This is a genomic window from Streptomyces sp. AF1A, from assembly GCF_047340315.1.
Classification (GTDB): Bacteria; Actinomycetota; Actinomycetes; order Streptomycetales; family Streptomycetaceae; genus Streptomyces.
The window spans coordinates 1-23,860 of the sequence record NZ_JBLEBI010000101.1 but is presented as its reverse complement, the minus strand read 5'-3'; the positions used below and the strand labels follow the sequence as shown (position 1 = coordinate 23,860).

Genomic DNA, 23,860 nt, shown 5'->3' with positions numbered 1-23,860 from the left:
CACCGACACCGGGGCCCCGCCCCCCACCGGCACCGGCCCGACGTGGATCTGCCGCGACTGCCGCCGCGGCGCGAGGGGCCGGGCCGGTACCTCGGGAACGCCCAGAGGAACGGCGGTCATCGCCTCACTCCCGGTTTCCGGAGACGGTCTCGCGCATGGCCCGCAGCGACTCCTTCAGGGAACCCATGGTGGCCAGGACGGCGGTGGGCTCGTAGCCGCAGTGCGCCATGCAGTTGGCGCAGCGCGGGTCCTTGCCGCGGCCGTACTTGTCCCAGTCGGTCTCCTCGACGAGCTCCCGGTACGTCGGCACGTACCCGTCGCTCATCAGGTAGCAGGGACGCTGCCAGCCGAAGAGCGAGTAGTTGGGGATCGCCCACGCGGTGCACGGGAAGTCGACCTTGCCCTCCAGGAAGTCCAGGAAGAGCGGGGAGTGGTTGAGCCGCCAGCGCCTGCGGTTGCCGCCCGCGAAGGCCTTCCTGAACAGCTCGCGGGTCTGCTCGACGCCGAGGAAGTGTTCCTGGTCCGGTGCCTTCTCGTAGGCGTAGGCGGGCGAGATCATCATCTCGTCGACCTGGAGGTCGTCGTTGAGGAAGTTGAGCACCTCGATGATGGTCTGCGGGGTGTCGGTGTTGAAGAAGGTGGAGTTGGTGGTCACCCGGAAGCCGCGCCGCTTGGCCTCCTTGATGGCCTCCACCGCCTCGTCGAAGACGCCCTCCTTCGCAACGGACTCGTCGTGCCGCTCGCGCAGCCCGTCGATGTGCACCGCGAAGGCGAAGTAGGGAGAGGGCTTGAATTTGTCGATCTTCTTGCGCAGCAGCATCGCGTTGGTGCACAGGAAGACGTACTTCCGCTTGGCCACCAACTGCCGCACGATCTCGTCGATCTGGGGATGCATCAACGGTTCGCCGCCGGCGATGGAGACCATCGGCGCACCGGACTCCAGCACGGCGCCCACGGCCTGGGCGACCGGCATGCGCTGCTTCAGCACCCCGGCCGGGTGCTGGATCTTGCCACATCCCTCGCACTTGAGATTGCAGGCGAACAGCGGTTCAAGCTCGACGATCAGCGGAAACTTGTCCCGCCTGCGAAGCTTCTGTTCTGCCAGGTATGTAGCGACCTTGATGGACTGACGCAGCGGCATGGCCATCTGGCTCACCTCCGGGGGAGCAGCAAAGAACGGTGCCATTCAAAAAAAGCGGGAAGAACGGAACGAAGAACGCGGAAGGCGGATATCCCACCGCGCAGCGTGCCGATCCGGACGAGTTCATGTTCGGGAGCATCCACGACCACCCGCACGGCCGCCACGGGGCGCTCGCCCGCGCGGACGGCGCTCAGCAGCGTGGCCGCCGACTCCATGTCGACCGCGATCGCGCCGGTCGCGCACAGCGCCGACCGTTCGGAGCCGCGGACGACGTGGTCGGAGCCGGTGAGCGGGCCGGTGTGGACCGTGCGCCCGGGCAGCAGGCGCACGAGTTCCTTGACGAGCAGGTCGGTTCCGACGCACGGGACGGTCCCGTGCGGGTCCCGGGTCTCCTCCGCGACCACCAGGTCGCCGGGGTGCATGCCGGGGGCCAGCCCGGCGCAGAAGCCGGTGGCCAGTACGGCGGCGTCGGCGAGCGCCGCCTCGGCCAGGTGCCGGGTGACGGACCGTTCCGCCGCACGGGGACCCATGCCCGTGCGGACGTAGGTGACCGGCCCGTCCACGCCCCGCCCGTCCGGGTCGCCCGCGGGCCACCGCCGGCCCCTCCGCCGCACGCCGCGGTCGCCCGAGCGCAGGGCGACGTGCTCGATGCCGAGAGCGCAGGCGATCAGCAGCGGGGGCGGATCGGGCCGGCCGGTCACATCAGACCCCCTTGCCCTGCTGGGCAGGCTTCTTGGCGAGCAACTGCCGCTCGAACGGGTCGCCGTGCAGGTACCGGCCGAGCGCGGTGAGCGGGAAGACCTGCCGGTACAGGTGGTAGTTGATGGAGAAGTCCCAGGGGAAGCCGGTCCCGGTGAAGTACGGCTCGTCCCAGGTGCCGTCCTCCCGCTGGGTCTCGGCCAGCCAGTGGACGCCCCTCTCGACGGCCTTGGAGTCCCTCTCCCCCGCCGCGAGCAGCGCCATCAGCGCCCACGCCGTCTGCGAGGCGGTGGAGGCGCCCCGGCCGCTCCACTCCGTGGCGTACTTGTAGGAGCGCAGGTCCTCGCCCCAGCCGCCGTCGTCGTTCTGGACGGACTCCAGCCAGGACACCGCCCGCCGGATCGCCGGGTGCGAGCCGGGCAGGCCGGCCGCGATCAGCGCCGGCACCACCGACCCGGTGCCGTAGACGTAGTTGACGCCCCAGCGGCCGAACCACGAGCCGTTCGGCTCCTGTTCGGCGAGCAGCCAGGTGACGCCGCGCCGGGTGCGCGGGTCGTGCGCGAGGCCCTCGGCGGCGAGCATCTCCACCACGTGCGCGGTGACGTCCGCGGACGGCGGGTCGATGACCTCGCCGAAGTCGCAGAACGGCAGCCGGTTGGGGAACGGGCTGGTGTTGTCGACGTCGAAGGCGCCCCACGCGCCGTTCTTCGACTGCATCCCCAGGTTCCAGCGCACCGCCCGCCCGATGGCATGGTCCACCCGCTCGGGGTCGTGGTGCCTGACCCGGCGCAGCGCGAGGGCGACCTCGGCGGTGTCGTCGATGTCGGGGTAGTTGTCGTTGTGGAACTCGAACGCCCAGCCGCCCGGCGGCAGCTGGGGCCGGCGTACGGCCCAGTCGCCGGGCCGGACGATCTCCTCGCCGAGCATCCAGTCGGCCGCCTTGACCAGTTGCGGATGGTCGGCGGGCAGTCCGGCGTCGACGAGCGCGATGGTGGCGAGGCAGGTGTCCCAGACCGGGGACTGGCACGCCTCGATCATGCGGGCGCCGTCCTCCCGCCAGACGGCGAAACGGTCCAGCGAGGCGAGGCCCTCGCGCATCACCGGGTGCTGCAGGTCGTAGCCGAGCAGGTGGAGGGCGATGATCGAGTACACGGCCGGGGGCTGGATGCCGCCCCAGCAGCCGTCGTTCTCCTGGCGCTCGATGATCCAGCGGGCGGCGGAGTTCATCGCGGCCTTGCGCAGTCTGCGCGGGGCCACCTTGCGGAACCCGTGCAGCGCCCGGTCCAGCCGCTGGAAGGCTCCGTCCCAACTGGTCAGTGGCGCGAAGGGCTTGGCCGGGTTGGGGTCGGCCGGGTCGGTGTGCAGCTCGTCCAGCGGGAAGGGCGCCGGGCGCACCGGGCGCTTGGCCGAGACGACGGTGAGCGGCACGATCGTCTGCCGGGCCCAGCAGCCGAAGTCGTAGATGTTGAGCGGCATCCAGGTGGGGAAGTAGATCAGCTCGGGCGGGAGTTCCGGCAGGTCCTCCCACTTCCACCAGCCGAACAGGGCGAGCCAGATCCGGGTGAAGACGCGGGAGGCGGCGATGCCGCCGCGCTCGCGGATCCAGGCGGACGCCTTCGCCATGTGTGGCGCGTCCGGCGCGTCGCCGGCCAGGCGCAGGGCGACGTAGGCCTCGATGGTGGTGGACAGCTCGCCCGGCCCCCCGTAGAAGGTGGCCCAGGTGCCGTCCTCGCGCTGCTCGCCGCGGATGAACAGGGCGGCGGCCTGCGTGGTCTTCTCGTCCCGGATGCCCAGGAACTGACGGAGCAGCAGGTCTTCGGCGTCCATGGTGACGTTCGTCTCCAGGTCGCCCTTCCACCAGCCCTCGGCGTCCTGCCGGGAGAGCAGGAAGTCGGTGGCGCGCTGCGCGGCGCGTGCGGCGGCTTCTTGTACCCCGGCCGCCTCGGGGGTGGTGATGGTGGTGTCACTGGCCGCGGCAGCGCGGGACGGCAAGGTGGCCCCGGTGCTTCCGTCGGTCGTCGCTGTCATGGCTTCCCCTTCGTGCAGTCGTGCGAGTCGTGCTGCTGTGGGTCCGCCGTCGGCCGGTGTCCTGCGACACCGGCCGGCGACTACGCGAGGCTGGTTCGACCGATAGTGATCATCTCTTCCGTACGACGACGAAGTCGGCGAGCGCCGTGAAGGACTCCCGTACCCGGTCGGGCATGTGGACGGCGTCGAGGGCTTCGATGGCGATGGTGTGCTGACGGCGCGCTTCCTCGGCCGTCCACTCACGGCCGCCGGCCTCCTCGATGAGGGCGGCGCGGGCCGCGAACTCCTCTTCGGAGAAGTTCTCGAAGTCGCTGCTCTTGGCGTCGGCGGCGAGGATCCCCCCGAGCCGCTCGGAGGCGGGGCCGCCGGCCGCGAGGGCGGCCACCACCGGCAGGGACTTCTTGCGCTGGCGCAGGTCGCTCCAGGTCTGCTTGCCGGTGGCCTCCGGGTCGCCCCAGATGCCCAGCAGGTCGTCGACGGCCTGGAAGGCCAGGCCCAGGTGGTAGCCGTAGCGCTCCAGCGCATCGGCCGTGGCGTCGTCCGCGCCGCCGAGGACCGCGCCGATGGAGCTGGAGGCGGCGAGCAGCGCGCCGGTCTTGTTGCCCTCCATCTCCAGGCACTCCTCGACGCTGACCCGGTCGCGGTGCTCGTAGGAGATGTCCTGCGCCTGACCGTCGATCAGGGCGCGGGTGGCGGTGGTCAGCCGGCGGGTGGCGCGGCCGGCCTCGGCCGTGCCGAGCTCCAGCAGCACCTCGTTGGCGAGCGCGAACAGGGCGTCGCCGACCAGGATGGCCTGGGCAGGGCCGTGCACCTTCCAGACGGTGTCGCGGTGCCGGCGCTGCTCGTCACCGTCCATCAGGTCGTCGTGCAGCAGCGAGAAGTTGTGCACGAGCTCCACGGCGACGGCGCCCGGGACGCCCACCTCGGGAGCCTTGCCCGTGACCTCGGCGGACAGCACGGCGAGGGCGGGACGGACGGCCTTGCCGCCGTCGCCGTCGGCCGGGTTGCCCTGGGCGTCGATCCAGCCGAAGTGGTAGGCGGCGACCGTGTCCATGGGAGGCGCCAGCCGGTCGACGGCCGCACGCAGGACCGGTGTGGCCAGGGTTCGGCCGCGCTCCAGCAGCGCGGTGACGTCCACCGCGGTCTCTCGCGCGGGCGTCGAGGCCGGGGGCACAGGGGGCACAATCTCTCCTCTTGTTGCGGTACCGGGGGTGCGGGGCCCTGCCGGGGGCTGCTGACCGAGCATCAGGCCGCCTCCTCGAACGCGAAGAGACGGCGCGGGCGGGGCCGGCCGAGGGCGCCGAGCGCCGCGTCGGCCGCGCTCACTCCGCTGCGGACCGCACTCTCCATGGTCGCGGGCCACCCGGTGGCGGTCCACGCTCCGGCCAGGTACAGGCCGGGGGCCTTGGTGCGGGCGCCGGGCCGAAGGCGCCCGACGCCGGGGGTGGGCGCGAACGTGGCGGTGCGCTCCCGGGTCACGAAGAAGTCCTTCACCACGGCGCCGCGCGTACCCGGAATCAGCCGCTCCAACTCCGGCAGATAGCGCGCGCGCAGGTCGGCGACCGGCGTGTCGATCTCGTCCCGCGCGGCCGACTGGGACAGCGCGAGGTACTGCCCCTCGCGCAGCCCGGAGGCGTGGGTACGGTCGAACACCCACTGCACGGGGGTGCCGAGGGCGGCGAAGAAGGGGCGCGCGAGCACCTTGCGGTCGTAGACGACGTGCACGTTGAGGATGGGGGCCGTGCCGATCGCGAGCAGCCGCTCGGGGGCGTCGAGGGCGCCGGGCGGCAGCAGGTCGTGGGCCTCGCGCTGGGGTACGGCGAGGACGACGGCGTCGGTTTCGAGGGTCTCGCCGGGAACCTGAACGCTCCAGGTCCCGTTTTCGTTGATAGAGACGGAGGTGACGCGTGTACGGACCTCGGTACGAACGCCCGCGGAGTCGAGCGCCTTGCGGGCCAGCCGGTCGTGCAGTTCGCCCAGCGGGACATGGGCCCAGCCGATGTCGGCCGCGCCCGGGTCGGACAGCAGACCGGTTTTGAACACCATCGCGGCGAGCCCCAGCGAGGCGTCGCCCGCGACCGCGTTGAGGGTGGCGACCCCGACCAGGTCCCACAGGGCCTCGACGGCACGCGCCGACTGGCCGTGGGCGGCCAGCCAGCTGCCGAAGTCCTGGGTGTCCAGGGCCGGATCGGCGAGGTCGAGCCCCTTGAGCGCGAGCGCGGCCCGCCCGACCGAGGCGCGCTCGGCGAGCGAGAGGTGCGGATAGGCGGCCAGGCTGCGCCCCAGGTGGAGGGGGACGGGCAGCGGGTCGCGCCGCAGCCGGCCGAGCCGCCTGCCCTCGGGCTTGGCGACGTCGACGACGGGCACGTCCAGGCGGTCCTGCAGCGGTGCCAGTGCCGCGCCCTCGATCCGGTCGAGGAACCAGCGGTAGGCGGTGCAGCAGCGCAGGTACACGTGCTGGCCGTTGTCGACGGTCAACTCGCCGCGCTGGAAGGAGAAGGCGAGGCCGCCGAGCCTGGGTCTGCCCTCCAGCAGCGTCACGTGGACGCCCGCGTCGGCGAGCGCGAGTGCCGCGGTGATGCCGGCGAGACCGCCGCCGACCACGACGGCGCTGCGTCCCGCCCTTGCCGGAGTGGGCGTGCGGGCCTGTGCGGGGCGTGAGCCTTCGCTCATCGTGCGTCCTTCCCTACCAGCGCTCCGCGAGTGGGGCCGGGGGGTGCCGTCCTTCGTCCGCGGCTTCGCCGTGGCCGGTCGTGCCCACGGGGCGGTAGCTGCGTGTCGGACACAGCCCCGCGCCCCTTCGGGGCGCTGCGGACCCGCTCGTCGTACAGAGTGAACGGTGCACGCTTCACCGTCGCAGTCTGGGACGCCACGCCGGAGCGGAGGGTTGCCTGCCGCATGTCTCCTGGTTCGGTGAGGTCCATCAGGCGCGCCTCCTGACGGAGCGCCCGGGGCCGTGTCGGGTCACGTGCCGGGTGTCCAGGCCGGACAGGCCGCGCACCGCGACGTAGGCCTTCTCGCGGCCGGGCAGCGAGACGCGCCCGCGCAGCACGGCCTCCGGGTCGCGCTCGATGCGGTCCAGCAGCCGCCGGTAGATGCCGGCCATGGCGGCGACGCACGCGCCGCTGCGCCGGTCGAGCATGGGCAGCAGCTGGTACCCCTCGGCGAAAAGGGCGCGGGCCCGCCGCACTTCGAAGTGCACGAGGCCCGCGAAGTCGGAGCCCTCCGGCGGGGTCGGCCCGTGGAACCCGGCGGAGCAGCCGAATTTGGCGAGGTCGTCGGCGGGCAGGTAGGTGCGGCCGCCCTGGGCGTCCTCGCGGACGTCCCGCAGGATGTTGGTGAGCTGGAGGGCGAGGCCGAGCGTGTCGGCGTACTCGGATGCGCGCTCGGCACCGTGCGCGCCCGGTTCGGTGCCGAACACGCCGAGCGAGAGGCGGCCGATGGCACCGGCGACACAGCGGCAGTAGACCTTCAGGTCGTCCCAGGTCTCGTAGGTCTCCCCGCGCACGTCCATCTGGACGCCGTCGATCAGCTCGTCCAGGCCGCCGAGCGGGATCGGGAAGGCGCGCGCGGCGTGGGTGAGGGCGACGGCCACCGGGTCGGTGTCGTCCTCCTCGACCTCGTCCTGGCGGATCCGGGCGAGCAGCGCCCGGGTGTCCTCCAGCCGCACCAGCTTCACCTCGTCGGCCAGGTCGCCGTCGCCGATGTCGTCCACGCGCCGCGAGAACGCGTACAGCGCCGACATCGCGCGGCGCTTGGCCGTCGGCAGCAGCCGGATGCCGTACGCGAAGTTCCGGGCCTGCTGCCCGGTGACGGTCTCGCAGTAGCGGTAGGCGGCGAGTACCGGTGCGGACACGTGCGACGGAGAATCCACGGTCCGGATCACCCCTCTCCTCGCAGGATCACGCCCACCTCACGCAGCAACTGGACCTTGCCGGGTCTGGGCGGGCCGGGAAGTACGTCATATTCGGCGGCGGCGATCGCCCGGATCGCCGCCCTCCCCCCCGCCACGAACCCTGCGAGCAGCAGCTTCAACCTGCCGTGGACGCTACCCACCAGGGGGGCGCCTTCATTCAGCAGATCGCGGGCGCGTTGTGCCTCGTATGCAACCAGGGCGCGCACCGATGCGCCCGTGATTTTCGCGGACAGATCCGTTTCCTGGACGTGAAAACGCTTCATGTCCTCGGCGGGCAGGTAGATCCGGTCACGGCCGAGGTCCTCTGCGACGTCCTGGAGGTGCTCGACGATCTGCAGCGCGGTGCAGATCGCGTCGGACAGGCGGATCCGTTCGGGGGTCGAGGTGCCGGTGACGGCGAGGACCAGGCGGCCTACGGGGTTGGCGGACAGTTCGCAGTAGGCGAGGAGGTCGTCGTAGGTCTCGTACCGGGTGACGAGCTGGTCCTGGCGGTTGGCGGCGATCAGGCCGAGGAACGGCTCGGGGGTGAGGGAGTGGCGGCGGACGGTGGACTGCAGGCGGCGCAGCAGGGGGTGGCGCGGGGTGCCGTCGAAGACGCGGCGCAGGTCGGCCTCGAAGGCGTCGAGCAGGACCAGACGGTTCTCGGCCTCGGTGGCCGACACGCCGAGCAGGCGGGCGTCGGCTCCGCCGGGGGCGAGGTCGCCGTCGCCGATGTCGTCCACGAGGCGGGCGAAGCCGTAGACGGCCATGAGGTCGTCGCGCCAGGCCCGGGGCAGGAAGAAGGGGGCCACGGGGAAGTTCTCGCTCGTGGCCTTGTCGAGTGTGGCGCGCTCCGGGTCCGGCGCCGTCTCGGTCGCCGTCATCGGGCGCTGCCCGCGGCGGGGACGGCACATGCTGCGTTGAGCTGGGGAGTTTCCGTAGCCATTGCCGTCACATCTCCCGTTCTACACTGCCGACCCAATACACACTATTTCGGACACGCCGCCCGGCAATCCGCGCGGCTGCCCCGACTCAGGGTGTCGCGCATTATCGCCCCACTTGCCGCTTTCCGGGACCGGTACAGCTTACGTTGTACAACGCAGCGAGGTTCGAGGGGGGTGTCCTGCACATCACAACAACACACCGATTGGCGTCAAGATTCCTGACGACCGCCGGAGTTGACGTTTCCTTTGCAGACGCGGGGCCCCGCCGGAACAGTTCCGGCGGGGCCCTGGCCGAAACGGGCTACTTGCCCGTGAACTTCTCGTACTCCTTCAGGACCTCGTCGGTCGGTCCGTCCATGCGCAGTTCACCGCGTTCCAGCCAGAGCACGCGGTTGCAGGTGTCCCGGATGGACTTGTTGTTGTGACTGACCAGAAACACCGTGCCCGCTTCCTTGCGCAGTTCCCGGATGCGTTCCTCCGAGCGCTTCTGGAACTTGCGGTCGCCGGTGGCGAGGGCCTCGTCGATCATGAGGACGTCGTGGTCCTTGGCGGCGGCGATGGAGAAGCGCAGCCGGGCCGCCATGCCGGAGGAGTAGGTGCGCATCGGCAGGGTGATGAAGTCGCCCTTCTCGTTGATGCCGGAGAAGTCGACGATGTGCTCGTAGCGCTCCTTGATCTGCTCGCGGGACATGCCCATCGCGAGACCGCCCAGGATGACGTTCCGCTCGCCGGTGAGGTCGTTCATCAGGGCCGCGTTCACGCCGAGCAGGGACGGCTGGCCGTCGGTGTAGACCTTGCCCTTCTCGGGGGGCAGCAGGCCCGCGATGGCGCGCAGCAGGGTGGACTTGCCCGAGCCGTTGGAGCCGATCAGGCCGATGGCCTCCCCGCGGTAGGCGACGAAGGAGACGCCCCGCACGGCGTGCACCTTGCGCACCCCGCGCGCCGCCTCGTCGGAGCCGCGCCTGAGGATCCTGCTGAGGGCGGCCGTCGCGCTGCCCTTGCCGGTCCTGGCGCCGTTGACCCGGTAGACGATGTGCACGTCGTCCGCGATGACCGTCGGGCGGCGCTCGCCGGTGCCCGCTGCGGTGTTCTGCTCAGCCACGGCCGTACCTCTCCTCCGCCTTCCAGAAGTACACGAAACCGCCGGCGAAGGCGGCCACGGCCCAGAACAGCGCGATGGCCCACACGTGCGGCGGCAGGTTCGAGGCGCCGTAGCCGTCGATCAGCGCGAACCGCATCAGGTCCATGTAGACCGCGGCCGGGTTGACCTGGAGCAGCCGGGCCGCGATCTCGGAGCGGCCCTCCATCATCTTGCTGATGGAGAACATGACGCCGGAGGTGTACATCCAGGTGCGCAGGATGAACGGCATCAGCTGAGCGAGGTCGGGCGTCTTCGCGCCCATGCGGGCCACGATCAGCGCGAGCCCGGTGTTGAACAGGAACTGCAGCAGCAGCACCGGCACGATCAGCAGCCAGGACAGGCTCGGATAGCTGCCGAAGCCGATCGCCACGAGGAACAGCACGATCATGGAGAACAGCAGCTGCTGCAGCTGCTGCAGCGAGAAGGAGACGGGCAGCGACGCGCGGGGGAAGTGCAGGGCGCGCACCAGGCCCAGGTTGCCGGAGATGGCGCGCACGCCCGACATGATCGAGCTCTGCGTGAAGGTGAACACGAACACGCCGGTCACCAGGAACGGGATGTACACGTTCTTGGGCAGGCCACGGCTGGCGTGCAGGATGACGCCGAAGATGAAGTAGTAGACGGCCGCGTTGAGCAGCGGGGTGGCGACCTGCCAGAGCTGGCCGAGCTTGGCCTGGCTGTACTGCGCCGTCAGCTTCGCCTGGGAGAAGGCGAGGATGAAGTGGCGCCGCCCCCACAGCTGACGGACGTACTCCACGAGTGAGGGACGGGCGCCGCTCACGGCGAGCCCGTACTTGGCGGCCAGCTGCTCCGCCGTCAGCCCCTCGTCGGGCGACGGTATCGCGCTCACCGCGACACCGCCGTCATGCGTTGTGTGACTCACGAGTGGAATTCCGGACTCTCTCGGTAAGAAGCTTGCTGTTCGAGTAAGAAGCTTCTCAGATGACCGGGGGACGGCCCAGTCGGGTCAACCGCCAGACCGTGCGCCAGCGCATCGGGTGACGGGGACCGCAGGGCGTGCTCCAGCCCTCCCTGAAGCCGCCGAACCACGCGCGCAGGGCGGGGCGGGAGGGGCGGCGGGCCAGGGTGAGCAGCAGCCAGACCCCGAGGTAGACGGGGACCAGCAGGGCGGGGAGGTTGCGGCGAGCGAGCCAGACCCGGTTCCGGGCGACCATGCGATGGTAGACCGCGTGCCGCGAGGGCGCCGTCGTCGGGTGGTACAGCACCATGTCGGAGCGGTAGTCGATCATCCAGCCGGCGTCCAGGGCCCGCCAGGCCAGGTCGGTCTCCTCATGGGCGTAGAAGAACTCGTCCGGCAGGCCGCCGACCTCGGCGAAGACCCGGGTGCGCACCGCGTTGGCGCCGCCCAGGAAGGTGGTGACCCGGGAGGAGCGCATCGGGTCGGAGGCGCGCAGCCTCGGCACGTGGCGGCGCTGTGTCTCGCCGGTCTCGGGGTCGGCGATGCGGAAGCTGATGATGCCGAGCCGTGGGTCCGCCGCGAACGCCTCGCGGCACAGCTGCGCGGTGTCGCGGCGGGCGAGCAGGCCGTCGTCGTCCAGGAAGAGCAATATGTCGACATCGTGGCCGCCGGGCCCGAAGGCCTCGATGCCGACGTTGCGCCCGCCGGGGATGCCCAGGTTCTCGGGCAGCTCGATCGTGCGCACGCCCTCGGGGACGTCCGGGACGGGCGAGCCGTTGCCGACGACCACCACCTCGACCGGGTCGCCGTCCTGCTGGGCGACGGAGTCGAGCAGGGCCCGCAGCTCCTCGGGCCGGTTGCCCATGGTGATGACGACGGCGCCGACCCGCATGGCGGTGCTCACTTCAGCCTGCTGGAGGCGAGGATGGACACGAGGTGCAGCAGGGTCTGCACCAGCGCGATGCCGGCGAGGACGGCGACGCCCAGCCGGGAGAAGAACAGGTCGCCGCGCACCTGGTCGACGACGGCGAGCACGAGGATCAGCAGGGACGCCTCGATGCCGAGGATCAGCCGGTGGAACTTCAGCGCGGCGGCGGCCCGGCGGGCCAGCGCCATGCCGGAGGTGCGCATCTCGGCGGCGGCCTCCTTGACCGGCGGCAGCCCGCCCTGGTGCCGGGCGACGCCGACCAGGTCGGTCTCCGCCTTGATCAGGATCGCGCCGAGCGCGGCGAGGGTGCCGAGGAAGGCCCACAGCCAGTCGATGCGGCCGGTGCCCCACAGGTCGGCGGCGCGCAGGCCGAAGCCGGTGAGCACCGCGGCGTCCGTGAGGTAGGCGCCGACCCGGTCGAGGTAGACGCCGTTCAGCGAGTACTGCTTCTTCCAGCGCGCGATCTCGCCGTCGACGCAGTCCAGCAGCAGATACAGCTGGACGCACACCACGCCGAGCACGGCGCCCGGGATCCCCGGGACCAGCAGTGCCGGGGCCGCGAGGACCCCGAAGACGGTCATCAGGTACGTGAGCTGGTTGGGCGTGACCCTGGTGTTGACCAGGTAGCGGTCGATCCGCAGGGACACCTCTCGCATGTAGAGGCGCCCCATCCAGTGCTCACCGCTGCGCCGGTCCTTCACCCCCGCGGGGTGGACGACCGGACGGAGTTCAGCTACCGATGGCCTTGACATAGTCGGCGTAGGTGTCCTTGATCTGGTTCGGCTTGAGGTCGAGGTGTTCGAGGATCGTGTAGCGGCCGGGCCGGGTCTCGGGAGCGAACTCCACGACCCGGACGAACTCGTCCACGGTGAAGCCGATCTCCTCCGGCAGCACCGGAAGTCCGTGCCTGCGCAGCACTCGGGCCGTGTGGACGGACGCCTCGTGGGCCCCGCGCAGGTACATCGCGAAGGCCGCGCCCAGTCCGCACTGCTCGCCGTGGGCGGCCGCCCGCTTGGGGAACAGCAGGTCGAAGGCGTGGTTGATCTCGTGGCAGGAGCCGGACGACGGGCGGGAGTCGCCGGAGATCGACATCGAGATGCCGCTGAGGACCAGCGCCTCGGCGAGCACCTGGAGGAATTCGTTGTCCCCTATGCCGCCGGGATGCCGCAGCACCGCCTCGCCCGCCTGGCGGGCCATGGCGGCGGCGAGACCGTCGATCTTCTCGCCGTTGACCCGGTTGGACAGCTCCCAGTCCGCGACCGCGTTGATGTTCGAGATCGCGTCGCCGATGCCGGCCCGGACATAGCGCGCCGGCGCCTCGCGGACGACGTCCAGGTCGATCACGACCGCGATCGGGTTGGGCACGCCGTAGGAGCCGCGGCCCGCGTCGTTGTCGAGGGTGGCGACCGGCGAGCACAGGCCGTCGTGCGCGAGGTTCGTCGGCACGGCGACCAGCGGCAGGCCGATGCGCGCCGCGGCGAACTTGGCGCAGTCGATGATCTTGCCGCCGCCGAGCCCGACCACCGCGTCGTAGTGGCCGGACTTCATCTCGCCGGCCAGCCGGATCGCGTCGTCGAGGGTGCCGCCGCCGACCTCGTACCAGGTGGCACCGGGCAGCGAGGGGGCGATGCGCTCGCGCAGCTTCGAGCCGGAGCCGCCGCTGACGGCGATCGCGAGCCGGCCCGACTGCGCGATGCGCTCGTCGGCGAGGACGCAGGCCAGGTCGTCCAGGGCACCCGAGCGGATGTCCACGACCACCGGCGAGGGAATCAGCCGTGTCAGTACTGGCACGCGATCTCCCGTCCGCGGGCGAGATCGTCGTGGTTGTCGATCTCCACCCACTTGACGTCGCCGATCGGCGCGACGTCGATCCGGAAGCCCCGGTTGACCAGCTCCTGGTAGCCGTGCTCGTAGAACTGATGGGGGTCGGTCTCCCAGACCGCCCGCAGCGCGTCGGCCAGTTCGGGGGCGGCGTCGCCCTCGATCAGGGTGACACCGATGTACTCGCCGGTCGCCTCGGCGGGGTCCATCAGCTTGGTGATCTTCGTCATGCCCCTCTCGGGGTCGGCGACGACCTTCATCTCCTCGTCGGCGAGGGACTTCACGGTGTCCAGCGCGAGGATGATCCGCTTGCCCTCGCCCCGCGCGGCGAGCAGGGTCTTCTCGACGGAGACCGGGTGGACGGTGTCGCCGTTGGCGAGGATCACACCGTCCTTGAGTGCGTCACGGCCGCACCACAGGGAGTAGGCGTTGTTCCACTCCTCGGCCTTGTCGTTGTCGATGAGGGTGAGCTTGAGGCCGTACTTCCGCTCCAGGGCCGCCCTGCGCTCGTACACGGCCTCCTTGCGGTAGCCGACGATGACCGCGACCTCGGTCAGGCCGATCTCGGCGAAGTTGCCGAGCGTCAGGTCCAGGACCGTCGGTTCGCCCTCTATGCCGGCGGGCCCGACCGGCACCAGTGCCTTGGGCAGGGTGTCGGTGTAGGGGCGCAGACGCCGGCCGGCGCCGGCCGCCAGCACGAGGCCGATCATGCGGTTTCTCCTTCGTCGTGTACGGCGGGCGCCCCAGCGGACACCCAGAAGCGGATGCTCTCGGCGAGCACCACCAGGGCGACGGCCACGGCGAGGACCGTGAGCGCGGCCTTGAACTGCGAGGCGGTGAGCGCCGCGGCCAGGACCGTGACGAGCAGGGTCCGCCCCTCCTGCCCCCCGATGGAGCGCACCAGCCAGGCCGGGGGCGCTCCGGCGTTGCCGCGGATGCGGTACACCGTGTCGTAGTGATGGTAGGCGACGGCCGCCACCAGGCCGAAAGCCGCAGGAAGGGCTCCGTTCACGTGCGCATGGACCGCCAGGGCCAGGACGGTGCCGTATTCGGCGGCCCGGAAGAGCGGGGGGACCAGCCAGTCGAGGGCGCCCTTGAGGGGGCGGCGCAGCGCCTGGCCGGAGGCGAGGGCGTAGACGACGGCGCCGGCCACGGGGGCCCAGGTCACGCCGGAGAAGAGGGACAGCGCGAGGACGGCCGTACCGGCGAGCGCCACCACGAGCGGGGAGCCGAGGCGGACGCGCGTGGAGCGGGCCACGAGGGAGGCGGCCGGGCCGTTGTCGGCGAGGTCTGCGAGCGCCTGGGCCGCCCGGTCCGTGCGCCGCGCCTTGCGCGTCACGGAGCGCAGCACACGCCCGGCGGTGGTGTAGCACGCCGCGAGGGCGCAGCCGACGAGGAGGACGTAGAAGGTGATCCGCGGGGTGGTGACCGCGGTCAGGACCGCGATCATCGCCCAGCGCTCGCCGATCGGCAGCACGATCATCCTGCGCACCCACACCGTCCAGCCGACGCTGTCCAGCTTGTCGGAGAGCGCGGCGGTGGGGCTGGTGTTGGCGGTGGCGTCGTGGTTGGCCTCGTTGAAGGAGAAGTCGACCACGTGCCGGCAGGTCTGCAGGATCATGGCGCCGAGCGCGAGGGCCCATACGTCGTCGCCGCCCCGGGCCGCTCCCCACGCGAGGCCGGCGTAGTAGGCGTACTCCTTGGCCCGGTCGAAGGTGGCGTCGAGCCAGGCGCCGAGCGTGGAGTACTTCAGGGCGTAGCGGGCGAGCTGGCCGTCGGTGCAGTCCAGCACGAAGGACGCGATCAGCAGCACGCCGGCCGCGACGAAGCCGGCGCGCGTGCCGGTGGCGGCGCAGCCGGCCGCGATCAGCGCGGTGAGCAGCGAGGCGGTGGTGACCTGGTTCGGGGTCAGGCCGCGGCGGGCGCACCAGCGGGCGATGTAGCGCGAGTAGGGGCTGATGAAGAACGTGGTGAAGAAGCCGTCGCGGGACTTCACGGCCGACTTCAGGCGTACGGCCTCGTCGTCGACGGCGGCGACGGCCTGCCGTGCCTCGTTGCGGGCCTGCGGGTCATCGGGGACCGCGGCGACCAGACTGCCCAGCTCGGGGCGGTGCACCTCGCAGCCGTCGGCGTCCAGGGCGGTGACGATGCGGTCGGCGAGGCTGTCCACCGCGAGCGCGGTGCCGCCGCCGGTGGAGGTCTCGCGGGCCACGGCGCGGGTCAGCGCCTGCCGTGCGGCCGGCTGGGCGGTGACGGCGCCGGGGATCGCGGCGAGCGGGAAGCGCGGGTCGGTCAGGCCGAGGCGCAGGGCGTGCAGGTGGCCGACGAAGCGGGCGTCCACCACGGCCAGCCGGTCGCCGGCCGGGGCGGCGGCGATCAGGGACTCGGCCTCGGAGGCGCTCGCCGCCGGCCGGACGTCGAAGCCGAGGGACCGCAGATCGTTCTCGAGCGACGATCCGGGGACCGGCTGACCGGTCACGATGGCGGTCGACAACCGAACTCACTCCCTGGGTGCCGGCGCGCGGGCGCCGGTCTTCTGCGTGGTGGGGCGCCCCTGCCTACGGCACCCGGGCGGCATGTCGGCAGAGGCTATCGGATGGGCCGAAGCCCGTGTTCACCGGCCGTTCACGGACCGGCTCACGGTGGCGGCCCCGGCCGTTGCCGCGATCATCATCGGGGATGCGGGGCCCGGCCCACAAACCCGTCGGCGCAGATCCGGGCAACCGGGACAGGCGCCGGGGCCGCATAAGGTGGACGACCATGACGTGGCTGATCACCGGCGGAGCCGGTTACATCGGGGCGCATGTGGCACGCGCCATGGCCGGCGCCGGTGAGAGCGTGGTGGCGCTGGACGACCTGTCGGCGGGGGTGGCGGACCGGCTGCCCGCGGGCGTCCCGCTCGTCCGGGGCTCGGCGCTGGACGGGAACCTGCTGGGGCGGGTCTGCGCGGAGTACGGCGTGACGGGCGTGGTGCACCTGGCAGCGCGCAAGCAGGTCGCGGAGTCGGTGGCCGAGCCCACCCGCTACTACCGGGAGAACGTGGGCGGCCTCGCCACGCTGCTGGACGCGATGACCGGGGCGGGCGTCCGCCGGCTGCTGTTCTCCTCGTCGGCGGCGGTGTACGGCAATCCGGACGTGGACCTCATCACCGAGGACACCCCGTGCGCGCCGGTCAACCCGTACGGCGAGACCAAGCTGGCCGGCGAGTGGCTGGTGCGCGCGGCGGGGCGGGCGCACGGGATCTCGACGGTGTGCCTGCGCTACTTCAACGTGGCGGGCGCGGCCGCGCCGGAACTCGCGGACACGGGCGTGTTCAACATCGTGCCGATGGTCTTCGACCGGCTCACCCGCGACGACGCCCCGCGGATCTTCGGCGACGACTATCCGACCCCGGACGGCACCTGCATCCGGGACTACATCCACGTGGCCGACCTCGCCGAGGCCCACCTCGCGGCCGCGCGCCACCTCACCGACGCGGCCCGGCCGGGCGACCTCACCCTGAACATCGGCCGGGGCGAGGGCGTCTCCGTGCGCGAGATGATCTCCGTCGTCGCGGAGGTCACGGGCGACCGCCGGCCGCCCGTGGTCGAGCCGCGCCGCCCCGGCGACGCGCCACGGGCCGTCGCCTCGGCCGATCGCGCCGCCGCGACCCTGGGCTGGCGAGCCCGGCGCGGGGTGCGCGAGATGGTGGAGTCGGCCTGGCAGGGCTGGCAACTGCACCACGGCCGGTGAGCCGCCGGCTCGCGTCCGCCGACGTGAAAACGCCGTCACACGCGAGCCGGCCGCCGTCGCCGCGGAGGTCACCGGCGAGCAACGGCCGCCTGTGGCCGGGCCGCGCCGCCCCGGCGACGCGCCGGTCCCTTCGGCGTCCTGACCAGCAGATCGTTTTCGCAGGTCACGGCACATGACAACGGTGTTCAGTGCCGCATTGCCCGCCACCCCCCGGCCGTAGTTCACTGGCCTCTCGGACCGAACGCGGAAGGACGGTTGCCATGGGGGCTGGGCACGACCACGGTCATACGCACACGCACGCGCCGCCCACGGGTACGGCCGCGGCGGCGTTCCGTGGCCGGCTGCGGATCGCGCTGGGCATCACCCTCATGATCATGGTGGTCGAGTTCGCCGGCGGTCTCGTCGCGAACTCCCTCGCGCTGTTCGCGGACGCCGCGCACATGGCGACCGACGCGGTGGGACTCGGCATGGCCCTGTTCGCGATCCATTTCGCGAACCGGCCGTCCAGCACCAACCGCACCTTCGGTTACGCCCGCGCCGAGATCCTCGCGGCCCTCGCCAACTGCCTGCTGCTGCTCGGCGTCGGCGGATACGTCCTGTACGAGGCCGTCCAGCGGTTCATCGCGCCCGCCGAGACCCGCGGCGGCCTGATGGTCGTCTTCGGCCTGATCGGCCTGGTCGCGAACTCGGTCAGCCTGACGCTGCTCATGCGCGGGCAGAAGGAGAGCCTGAACGTGCGCGGCGCCTTCCTCGAGGTGGCCGCGGACGCACTGGGCTCCCTGGCGGTGCTGATCTCGGCCGCGGTGATCCTGACCACCGGCTGGCAGACCGCCGACCCGATCGCCTCGCTGGTCATCGGCCTGATGATCGTGCCGAGGACGCTGAAGCTGCTGCGCGAGACGCTGGACGTGCTGCTGGAGGCGGCGCCCAAGAACGTCGACATGGTCCAGGTGCGGGCGCACATCCTCGCCCTCGACGGCGTGGAGGACGTGCACGACCTGCACGCCTGGACGATCACCTCGGGCATGCCGGTCCTCTCGGCGCACGTCGTGGTCAGCTCGGAGGTGCTGAACGCCATCGGGAACGAGAAGATGCTGCACGAGCTGCAGGGCTGCCTGGGCGACCACTTCGACGTGGAGCACTGCACCTTCCAGCTGGAGCCGGGCGGGCACGCGGAGCACGAGGCCCGGCTGTGCCACTGACGCCCGCGCTCATCCGTTCGAGCCCACCCCGGACGGTTCTGGCCGCGGCTCACCGGGCACGATGATCCACCGGGTCCGACTTCCGGTGCCGCGCCGCGCGCGGACATGCGGGCGTGCCGGGAAGTGCCGGGAGTGCCGGATTCGTACGGCAGACTTGGGGTGCGAAGACCGAGGCGAAGGATGGGTATGCCGATCACACCTGCCACCGCGACGCACAGCTCGTCGAACGGCACCGCAGAGGCGATTTTGCTGGAACTGGTCGACGAGAAGGGCGTGACGATCGGCACGGCGGAGAAGCTCGCCGCCCACCAGCCACCGGGGCAGCTGCACCGGGCGTTCTCGGTGTTCCTCTTCGACGAGCAGGGCCGCCTGCTGCTGCAGCAGCGAGCGCTCGGCAAGTACCACTCCCCCGGTGTGTGGTCCAACACCTGCTGCGGCCACCCCTACCCCGGCGAGGCGCCGTTCGCGGCGGCGGCCCGGCGCACGCACGAGGAGCTCGGCGTGTCCCCCTCGCTGCTCGCCGAGGCGGGCACCGTCCGCTACAACCACCCGGACCCGGCCTCGGGCCTGGTGGAGCAGGAGTACAACCATCTCTTCGTCGGCCTGGTGCAGGCGCCGCTCGTGCCGGACCCGGAGGAGGTCGCCCAGGTCGCCTTCGTCACGGCGGCCGAGCTGGCCGGGCGGCACGCCGAAGACACCTTCTCGTCCTGGTTCATGACCGTGCTGGACGCGGCCCGCCCGGCGATCAGGGAGCTGACGGGCCCGTCCGCGGGCTGGTGACCTCGGCTACGGCAGCCGGGCGGGCTTGAGCGGCAGGGCGGCCCAGATCACCTTGCCGCCGCTCGCCGTGTGCTCCACGTCGACCGCCCCGCCCGCCTCTCTGGCCACCTCGCGCACCAGCAGCAGCCCCCGTCCCCCGGTCCGGGCGTGGTCGGCCTCCAGCGCGGTCGGGCGATAGGGGTGGTTGTCCTCCACGGACACCCGCACCCACTCGGCCCCGACGGCGACCTCCACGGCCAGCATCGGCGACAGCAGCGCCGCGTGCTTGACCGCGTTGGTGACCAGTTCGGAGACGATCAGCAGCAGCCCGTGCACCAGGTCGTCGGAGACCGGCACGCCCTGGCGCAGCAGCAGGTCCCGTACGGCGTGCCGGGCCTGCGGGACCGAGGCGTCCACCGCTGCGGCGGTGAACCGCCAGACGCCCTCGTACGGCAAGGGATCAGGCAGCCGCTCGGCGCCCCCCGCTGGGCGCGGGCCGTCCCCGCGCCCGTGGTTGTCCATGGTCCGGTCGCCACCCTCGCGCTCGATTGTCACCACACGTCGAGTGTTGGTAACCAACCGCTCCCGTCCGGATGCCTGAACACAAGTCAGCGGGTATCGAGCGGTTTCTGATCGACTGGGTATGACAAGGTCACGTGTCGGACTGTTCCTGTCGCCCGGACGCCGGTTCGCGGACCGCCTGGGCGGTAGGGGTCAGGTGTGGGGCCGGCCCGGGTCGGGAAATGGGCGCCGCTCTCACCGTTTGGCCCCCGCCGGAGGCAGCGTCGTGACTCCGACGGCGGGCGGATACGATCCGGCGCATGGAGCCGCAGCTGTCCCACCGGGTCACCGACTCGGTCGCCACCGTCGTGATCCGCCATCCGGCCAAGCGCAACGCCATGACGGCCGCGATGTGGCGGGCCCTGCCGCCGCTGCTGGACCGCTTCGCGCGCGATCCGGGCGTACGGGCTCTGGTGCTGACCGGGGAGGGCGGGACCTTCTGCGCCGGCGCGGACATCTCCACGCTCCAGGGCTCGTCCGGGGAGGCGCAGGGGCTCGCGGTGGCGGCCGAGGAGGCGCTGGCCGCGTTCCCCAAGCCGACCCTCGCCGCGGTGCGCGGGCACTGCGTGGGCGGCGGTGCGCAGCTCGCTGCCGCCTGCGACCTGCGGCTCGCGGAGGAGGGCGCCCTGTTCGGGGTGACCCCGGCGAGGCTCGGCATCGTCTACCCCGCCTCCTCCACCCGGCGCCTGGTGTCGCTGGTTGGCCCGGCCACCGCGAAGTACCTGCTGTTCTCCGCCGAGTTGGTCGACGCCCACAGGGCGCTGCGCACCGGTCTGGTGGACGAGGTCCTGCCCGAGGGCGAACTGGACAAGCGGGTCGCCGAGTTGACCCGCACCCTGGCGTCCCGCTCGCAGCTCACCCAGGCCGCCGCCAAGGAGTTCGCGGACGGCCGCACCGACCGGGAGGCCCACTGGGCGCAGCAGGCGCGCGGCAGCGGCGACACCGCGGAGGGCGTCGCCGCGTTCCTGGAGCGCCGGCAGCCGCGGTTCAGCTGGACGGTTCCTGCGTCAGGATGAAGCGGCTGCGGGCCCGCAGCATGTCGACGATGTGCGCCGGCGCCTTGTGCGGGGAGCCCGCGTCGTAGGGCGGCCGGGGGTCGTACTCCAGGGCCAGCTGGACGGCCTGGGCGTGCTCGTCGCCCGCGATCCGGCCGGACAGGGCCAGACCCATGTCGATGCCCGCGCAGACCCCGGCGGCGGTGACGTACTTGCCGTCGAACACCACCCGTTCCTCCACCGGTTCGGCGCCGAGGCGCCGCAGCTGGTCGCGGGCGAGCCAGTGGCTGGTCGCGCGGCGGCCGTCGAGCAGCCCCGCGGCGGCGAGCAGCAGCGAGCCGGTGCACACCGAGGTGGTCCAGACGCTGGTGGCGTCGACGGCGCGCAGCCAGTCCAGCAGCGGCCGGTGCTCCATCAGGGCGCTCTGCCCGGGACCGCCCGGGACGACCACCACGTCGGGACGCGTGACCTCGGTCAGGGGCCGGTCGGCGACCATCCCGAGCGCACCGGTGTCCGTGCGCACGGGTCCGGGCCGCTCGGCGACGAAGACGGTCTCGGCGCCGGGGAGGCGGGAGAGGCTCTCGTAGGGGCCGACGGCGTCGAGGGCGGTGAAACGGTCGTAGAGGACGACGGCGATCTGCATGGCGGGTCCTTTCGGTTCGGGAGCGGGGCGGAACCGCCTGCGGTACTCGGCGGGCCCGGGGATGGCCGCAACGACGGGTTTCCCACCTTTTCTCCCATGCGGGTGTTCCACGGCGCGCCGCGGAGCAACCCGGGCCGGGCCGACAGGACCCGGCGGCCCCGTGCCGACCCGGCGGCCCGCCACGTGCCGCCCTGATCCCCGGTTGTCGGTGTCACCTGCCACAATTGCCGCGCAACCTCAGTGGAGAAGGCGGTACGGGATCGTGACGACACCCGGATCCATCGAAGCAGGATCCATCGAAGGCAGGATCGCCGGGGAGCTCGGCGTACGGGAGCGGCAGGTGAAGGCCGCGGTGGAACTGCTCGACAGCGGTTCGACGGTGCCCTTCATCGCCCGCTACCGCAAGGAAGCGACCGAGATGCTCGACGACGCGCAGCTGCGCACGATCGAGGAGCGGCTGCGCTACCTGCGGGAGCTGGAGGAGCGGCGGAGCGCGATCCTGGAGTCGGTGCGCGAGCAGGGCAAGCTCACCGAGGAGCTGGAGGCCCGGATCCGCGGCGCCGAGACCAAGGCGCGGCTGGAGGACATCTACCTCCCCTACAAGCCCAAGCGGCGCACCAAGGCGCAGATCGCGCGCGAGGCGGGACTGGAGCCGCTGGCGGAGGGCCTGCTGAGCGACCCGGCGGTGGAGCCGCTCGCGGCCGCCGCCGCGTTCGTCGACGCCGGCAAGGGCGTCGCCGATCCGCAGGCGGCGCTGGACGGCGCCCGGGCGATCCTGACCGAGCGGTTCTCGGAGGACGCCGACCTGATCGGCGAGCTGCGCGAGCGCATGTGGGTGCGCGGGCGGCTGGCCGCGAAGGTGCGGGAGGGCAAGGAGGAGGCGGGCGCGAAGTTCGCCGACTACTTCGACTTCGCCGAGCCGTTCACCGAGCTGCCCTCGCACCGGATCCTCGCGATGCTGCGCGGCGAGAAGGAGGAGGTCCTCGACCTCGTCCTGGAGCCGGAGGAGCCCACGGAGGGCCCGTCGTCGTACGAGGGGATCATCGCGCACCGGTTCGGGATCGCCGACCGGGGCCGTCCCGCTGACAAGTGGCTCACCGACACGGTCCGCTGGGCCTGGCGCACCCGCATCCTGGTGCACCTCGGCATCGACCTGCGGCTGCGGCTGCGCACGGCCGCGGAGGACGAGGCGGTGAACGTGTTCGCCGCCAACCTGCGCGACCTGCTGCTGGCCGCCCCGGCCGGCACGCGTGCGACGCTGGGCCTCGACCCCGGTTTCCGCACGGGCGTGAAGGTGGCCGTGGTGGACGCGACCGGCAAGGTCGTCGCCACGGATGTGATCTACCCGCACGTCCCGGCCAACAAGTGGGACGAGGCGCTCGCCAAGCTGGCGCGGCTCGCCAGGGAGCACGCGGTCGAGCTGATCGCCATCGGCAACGGCACGGCCTCCCGCGAGACCGACAAGCTCGCCGGTGAACTGATCGCGAAGCACCCGGAGCTGAAGCTCACCAAGGTGATGGTGTCGGAGGCCGGCGCGTCGGTGTACTCGGCCTCGCAGTACGCCTCGCAGGAGCTGCCGGACATGGACGTGTCGCTGCGCGGCGCCGTCTCCATCGCCCGGCGGCTGCAGGACCCGCTGGCCGAGCTGGTGAAGATCGACCCCAAGTCGATCGGCGTCGGCCAGTACCAGCACGACCTGTCCGAGGTGAAGCTGTCCCGCTCGCTGGACGCGGTGGTGGAGGACTGTGTGAACGGCGTCGGCGTGGACGTCAACACCGCGTCCGTGCCGCTGCTCGCCCGGGTGTCGGGCATCTCCTCGGGCCTCGCCGAGAACATCGTGGCGCACCGGGACGCGAACGGCCCGTTCAGGTCCCGCTCCGAGCTGAAGAAGGTGGCGCGGCTGGGCCCGAAGGCGTACGAGCAGTGCGCGGGCTTCCTGCGCATCCGCGGCGGCGAGGACCCGTTGGACGCGTCCAGCGTGCACCCCGAGGCGTACCCGGTGGTCCGCCGCATGGTGAAGACCACCGGCCAGGAGGTGGCCTCGCTGATCGGCAACACGGGCGTGCTGCGCTCGCTGCGGCCCGCCGACTTCGTGGACGACACGTTCGGTCTGCCGACGGTGACGGACATCCTGAAGGAGCTGGAGAAGCCGGGCCGCGACCCGCGTCCGGCGTTCCGGACGGCCACCTTCAAGGAGGGCGTCGAGAAGATCTCGGACCTGTCCGCCGGGATGGTCCTGGAGGGCGTGGTCACCAATGTGGCCGCCTTCGGCGCCTTCGTGGACGTCGGCGTCCACCAGGACGGCCTGGTGCACGTCTCGGCGATGTCGAAGACGTTCGTCAAGGATCCGCGGGACGTGGTCAAGCCGGGGGACATCGTCAAGGTGAAGGTGCTCGACGTGGACATCCCGCGCAAGCGGATCGCGCTGACCCTGCGCCTGGACGACGAGGCG

Annotated in this window: 22 protein-coding genes and 1 pseudogene; 5 read left to right on the top strand and 18 right to left on the bottom strand. The window is 71.9% G+C overall.

Annotation, left to right across the window (positions count from 1 at the left end; translation table 11 throughout):
- From ACLU3S_RS23890 to ACLU3S_RS23815, 16 genes and pseudogenes are all read right to left on the bottom strand, one after another.
- Nucleotides 1-120: pseudogene (locus ACLU3S_RS23890) on the bottom strand (4-hydroxy-3-methylbut-2-en-1-yl diphosphate synthase); the annotation flags it as partial.
- 4 nt (nt 121-124) lie between these two features.
- Nucleotides 125-1,147: an adenosyl-hopene transferase HpnH gene (hpnH, locus tag ACLU3S_RS23885; RefSeq protein ID WP_413953989.1), complete on the bottom strand. Its 1,023-nt coding sequence runs from the start codon at nt 1,145-1,147 to the stop codon at nt 125-127.
- Between the two features lie 5 nt (nt 1,148-1,152).
- On the bottom strand, nt 1,153-1,842 hold the full coding sequence (locus ACLU3S_RS23880) for a 1-hydroxy-2-methyl-2-butenyl 4-diphosphate reductase (RefSeq protein ID WP_413953988.1): 690 nt from the start codon (nt 1,840-1,842) through the stop codon (nt 1,153-1,155).
- A gap of 1 nt (nt 1,843) precedes the next feature.
- Entirely contained in the window at nt 1,844-3,868 is a 2,025-nt protein-coding gene (shc, locus tag ACLU3S_RS23875; protein ID WP_413953987.1) for a squalene--hopene cyclase, read from the bottom strand.
- Nucleotides 3,869-3,977: 109 nt separating this feature from the next.
- Nucleotides 3,978-5,042, bottom strand: coding sequence for a polyprenyl synthetase family protein (locus ACLU3S_RS23870; protein WP_413953992.1), 1,065 nt, complete (start codon nt 5,040-5,042; stop codon nt 3,978-3,980).
- Nucleotides 5,043-5,113: 71 nt separating this feature from the next.
- Nucleotides 5,114-6,541 (bottom strand): hydroxysqualene dehydroxylase HpnE, encoded by a 1,428-nt coding sequence (hpnE, locus tag ACLU3S_RS23865; RefSeq protein WP_413953986.1) that lies wholly within the window; start codon nt 6,539-6,541, stop codon nt 5,114-5,116.
- Nucleotides 6,538-6,792 carry a DUF6380 family protein gene (locus ACLU3S_RS23860; RefSeq protein WP_413953985.1) on the bottom strand — a complete coding sequence of 85 codons (255 nt, stop codon included), beginning with the start codon at nt 6,790-6,792 and terminating at the stop codon, nt 6,538-6,540. The genes hpnE and ACLU3S_RS23860 overlap by 4 nt, the downstream gene beginning before the upstream one ends.
- The gene (hpnD, locus tag ACLU3S_RS23855; protein ID WP_413953984.1) at nt 6,792-7,754 is read right to left on the bottom strand and encodes a presqualene diphosphate synthase HpnD; all 963 of its coding nucleotides are present in this window, start codon (nt 7,752-7,754) and stop codon (nt 6,792-6,794) included. The genes ACLU3S_RS23860 and hpnD overlap by 1 nt, the downstream gene beginning before the upstream one ends.
- Nucleotides 7,751-8,647 carry a squalene synthase HpnC gene (gene hpnC, locus ACLU3S_RS23850; RefSeq protein ID WP_413953983.1) on the bottom strand — a complete coding sequence of 299 codons (897 nt, stop codon included), beginning with the start codon at nt 8,645-8,647 and terminating at the stop codon, nt 7,751-7,753. The genes hpnD and hpnC overlap by 4 nt, the downstream gene beginning before the upstream one ends.
- A gap of 361 nt (nt 8,648-9,008) precedes the next feature.
- Nucleotides 9,009-9,809: an ABC transporter ATP-binding protein gene (locus ACLU3S_RS23845; protein ID WP_413953982.1), complete on the bottom strand. Its 801-nt coding sequence runs from the start codon at nt 9,807-9,809 to the stop codon at nt 9,009-9,011.
- Nucleotides 9,802-10,731 (bottom strand): ABC transporter permease, encoded by a 930-nt coding sequence (locus tag ACLU3S_RS23840; protein WP_413953981.1) that lies wholly within the window; start codon nt 10,729-10,731, stop codon nt 9,802-9,804. Before ACLU3S_RS23840 ends, ACLU3S_RS23845 begins: the two co-directional genes overlap by 8 nt.
- 55 nt (nt 10,732-10,786) lie before the next feature.
- Entirely contained in the window at nt 10,787-11,659 is an 873-nt protein-coding gene (locus tag ACLU3S_RS23835) for a glycosyltransferase family 2 protein (protein ID WP_413953991.1), read from the bottom strand.
- 8 nt (nt 11,660-11,667) lie between these two features.
- A complete protein-coding gene (locus tag ACLU3S_RS23830) occupies nt 11,668-12,447 on the bottom strand; it encodes a CDP-alcohol phosphatidyltransferase family protein (RefSeq protein WP_413953980.1) in 780 nt (259 codons plus the stop codon).
- Nucleotides 12,425-13,486 carry an iron-containing alcohol dehydrogenase family protein gene (locus ACLU3S_RS23825; protein WP_413953979.1) on the bottom strand — a complete coding sequence of 354 codons (1,062 nt, stop codon included), beginning with the start codon at nt 13,484-13,486 and terminating at the stop codon, nt 12,425-12,427. Before ACLU3S_RS23825 ends, ACLU3S_RS23830 begins: the two co-directional genes overlap by 23 nt.
- Nucleotides 13,474-14,226 (bottom strand): sugar phosphate nucleotidyltransferase, encoded by a 753-nt coding sequence (locus tag ACLU3S_RS23820; protein ID WP_413953978.1) that lies wholly within the window; start codon nt 14,224-14,226, stop codon nt 13,474-13,476. The genes ACLU3S_RS23825 and ACLU3S_RS23820 overlap by 13 nt, the downstream gene beginning before the upstream one ends.
- Nucleotides 14,223-16,010 carry a DUF5941 domain-containing protein gene (locus ACLU3S_RS23815; protein ID WP_413953977.1) on the bottom strand — a complete coding sequence of 596 codons (1,788 nt, stop codon included), beginning with the start codon at nt 16,008-16,010 and terminating at the stop codon, nt 14,223-14,225. Before ACLU3S_RS23815 ends, ACLU3S_RS23820 begins: the two co-directional genes overlap by 4 nt.
- A 266-nt stretch (nt 16,011-16,276) precedes the next feature.
- Here ACLU3S_RS23815 and galE point away from each other — a divergent pair, with 266 nt between their 5' ends.
- From galE to idi, 3 genes are all read left to right on the top strand, one after another.
- A complete protein-coding gene (gene galE / locus ACLU3S_RS23810) occupies nt 16,277-17,248 on the top strand; it encodes a UDP-glucose 4-epimerase GalE (RefSeq protein ID WP_413953976.1) in 972 nt (323 codons plus the stop codon).
- A 260-nt stretch (nt 17,249-17,508) separates the two neighbouring features.
- Nucleotides 17,509-18,450, top strand: a complete 942-nt coding sequence (locus ACLU3S_RS23805; protein WP_413953975.1) for a cation diffusion facilitator family transporter — start codon at nt 17,509-17,511, stop codon at nt 18,448-18,450.
- A 186-nt stretch (nt 18,451-18,636) separates the two neighbouring features.
- On the top strand, nt 18,637-19,230 hold the full coding sequence (gene idi, locus ACLU3S_RS23800) for an isopentenyl-diphosphate Delta-isomerase (protein ID WP_413953974.1): 594 nt from the start codon (nt 18,637-18,639) through the stop codon (nt 19,228-19,230).
- A 6-nt stretch (nt 19,231-19,236) separates the two neighbouring features.
- On the opposite strand, the gene ACLU3S_RS23795 is transcribed toward idi, so the two are convergent.
- On the bottom strand, nt 19,237-19,731 hold the full coding sequence (locus tag ACLU3S_RS23795) for an ATP-binding protein (protein WP_413953990.1): 495 nt from the start codon (nt 19,729-19,731) through the stop codon (nt 19,237-19,239).
- A gap of 299 nt (nt 19,732-20,030) precedes the next feature.
- Between ACLU3S_RS23795 and ACLU3S_RS23790 the strand changes: the two genes are divergently transcribed.
- On the top strand, nt 20,031-20,786 hold the full coding sequence (locus ACLU3S_RS23790) for an enoyl-CoA hydratase/isomerase family protein (RefSeq protein WP_413953973.1): 756 nt from the start codon (nt 20,031-20,033) through the stop codon (nt 20,784-20,786).
- Here the strand turns inward: ACLU3S_RS23790 and ACLU3S_RS23785 are convergent.
- The gene (locus ACLU3S_RS23785) at nt 20,758-21,408 is read right to left on the bottom strand and encodes a DJ-1/PfpI family protein (protein ID WP_413953972.1); all 651 of its coding nucleotides are present in this window, start codon (nt 21,406-21,408) and stop codon (nt 20,758-20,760) included. The two genes, ACLU3S_RS23790 and ACLU3S_RS23785, sit on opposite strands and share 29 nt — an antisense overlap.
- 262 nt (nt 21,409-21,670) lie before the next feature.
- Between ACLU3S_RS23785 and ACLU3S_RS23780 the strand changes: the two genes are divergently transcribed.
- Nucleotides 21,671-23,860, top strand: a 2,190-nt coding sequence (locus ACLU3S_RS23780) for a Tex family protein (protein ID WP_413953971.1), incomplete at its 3' end; no start/stop codon positions are given.

What these genes read in the sequence shown, in the direction of transcription:
- hpnH (WP_413953989.1), bottom strand. Translation starts at nt 1,147, where the DNA reads ATGGCCATGCCGCTGCGTCAGTCCATCAAGGTCGCTACATACCTGGCA.
- ACLU3S_RS23820 (WP_413953978.1), bottom strand. Translation starts at nt 14,226, where the DNA reads ATGATCGGCCTCGTGCTGGCGGCCGGCGCCGGCCGGCGTCTGCGCCCC.
- ACLU3S_RS23835 (WP_413953991.1), bottom strand. Translation starts at nt 11,659, where the DNA reads ATGCGGGTCGGCGCCGTCGTCATCACCATGGGCAACCGGCCCGAGGAG.
- hpnE (WP_413953986.1), bottom strand. Translation starts at nt 6,541, where the DNA reads ATGAGCGAAGGCTCACGCCCCGCACAGGCCCGCACGCCCACTCCGGCA.
- ACLU3S_RS23830 (WP_413953980.1), bottom strand. Translation starts at nt 12,447, where the DNA reads ATGTCAAGGCCATCGGTAGCTGAACTCCGTCCGGTCGTCCACCCCGCG.
- ACLU3S_RS23790 (WP_413953973.1), top strand. Translation starts at nt 20,031, where the DNA reads ATGGAGCCGCAGCTGTCCCACCGGGTCACCGACTCGGTCGCCACCGTC.
- ACLU3S_RS23805 (WP_413953975.1), top strand. Translation starts at nt 17,509, where the DNA reads ATGGGGGCTGGGCACGACCACGGTCATACGCACACGCACGCGCCGCCC.
- hpnC (WP_413953983.1), bottom strand. Translation starts at nt 8,647, where the DNA reads ATGACGGCGACCGAGACGGCGCCGGACCCGGAGCGCGCCACACTCGAC.
- shc (WP_413953987.1), bottom strand. Translation starts at nt 3,868, where the DNA reads ATGACAGCGACGACCGACGGAAGCACCGGGGCCACCTTGCCGTCCCGC.
- galE (WP_413953976.1), top strand. Translation starts at nt 16,277, where the DNA reads ATGACGTGGCTGATCACCGGCGGAGCCGGTTACATCGGGGCGCATGTG.
- idi (WP_413953974.1), top strand. Translation starts at nt 18,637, where the DNA reads ATGCCGATCACACCTGCCACCGCGACGCACAGCTCGTCGAACGGCACC.
- ACLU3S_RS23795 (WP_413953990.1), bottom strand. Translation starts at nt 19,731, where the DNA reads ATGGACAACCACGGGCGCGGGGACGGCCCGCGCCCAGCGGGGGGCGCC.
- ACLU3S_RS23785 (WP_413953972.1), bottom strand. Translation starts at nt 21,408, where the DNA reads ATGCAGATCGCCGTCGTCCTCTACGACCGTTTCACCGCCCTCGACGCC.
- ACLU3S_RS23860 (WP_413953985.1), bottom strand. Translation starts at nt 6,792, where the DNA reads ATGGACCTCACCGAACCAGGAGACATGCGGCAGGCAACCCTCCGCTCC.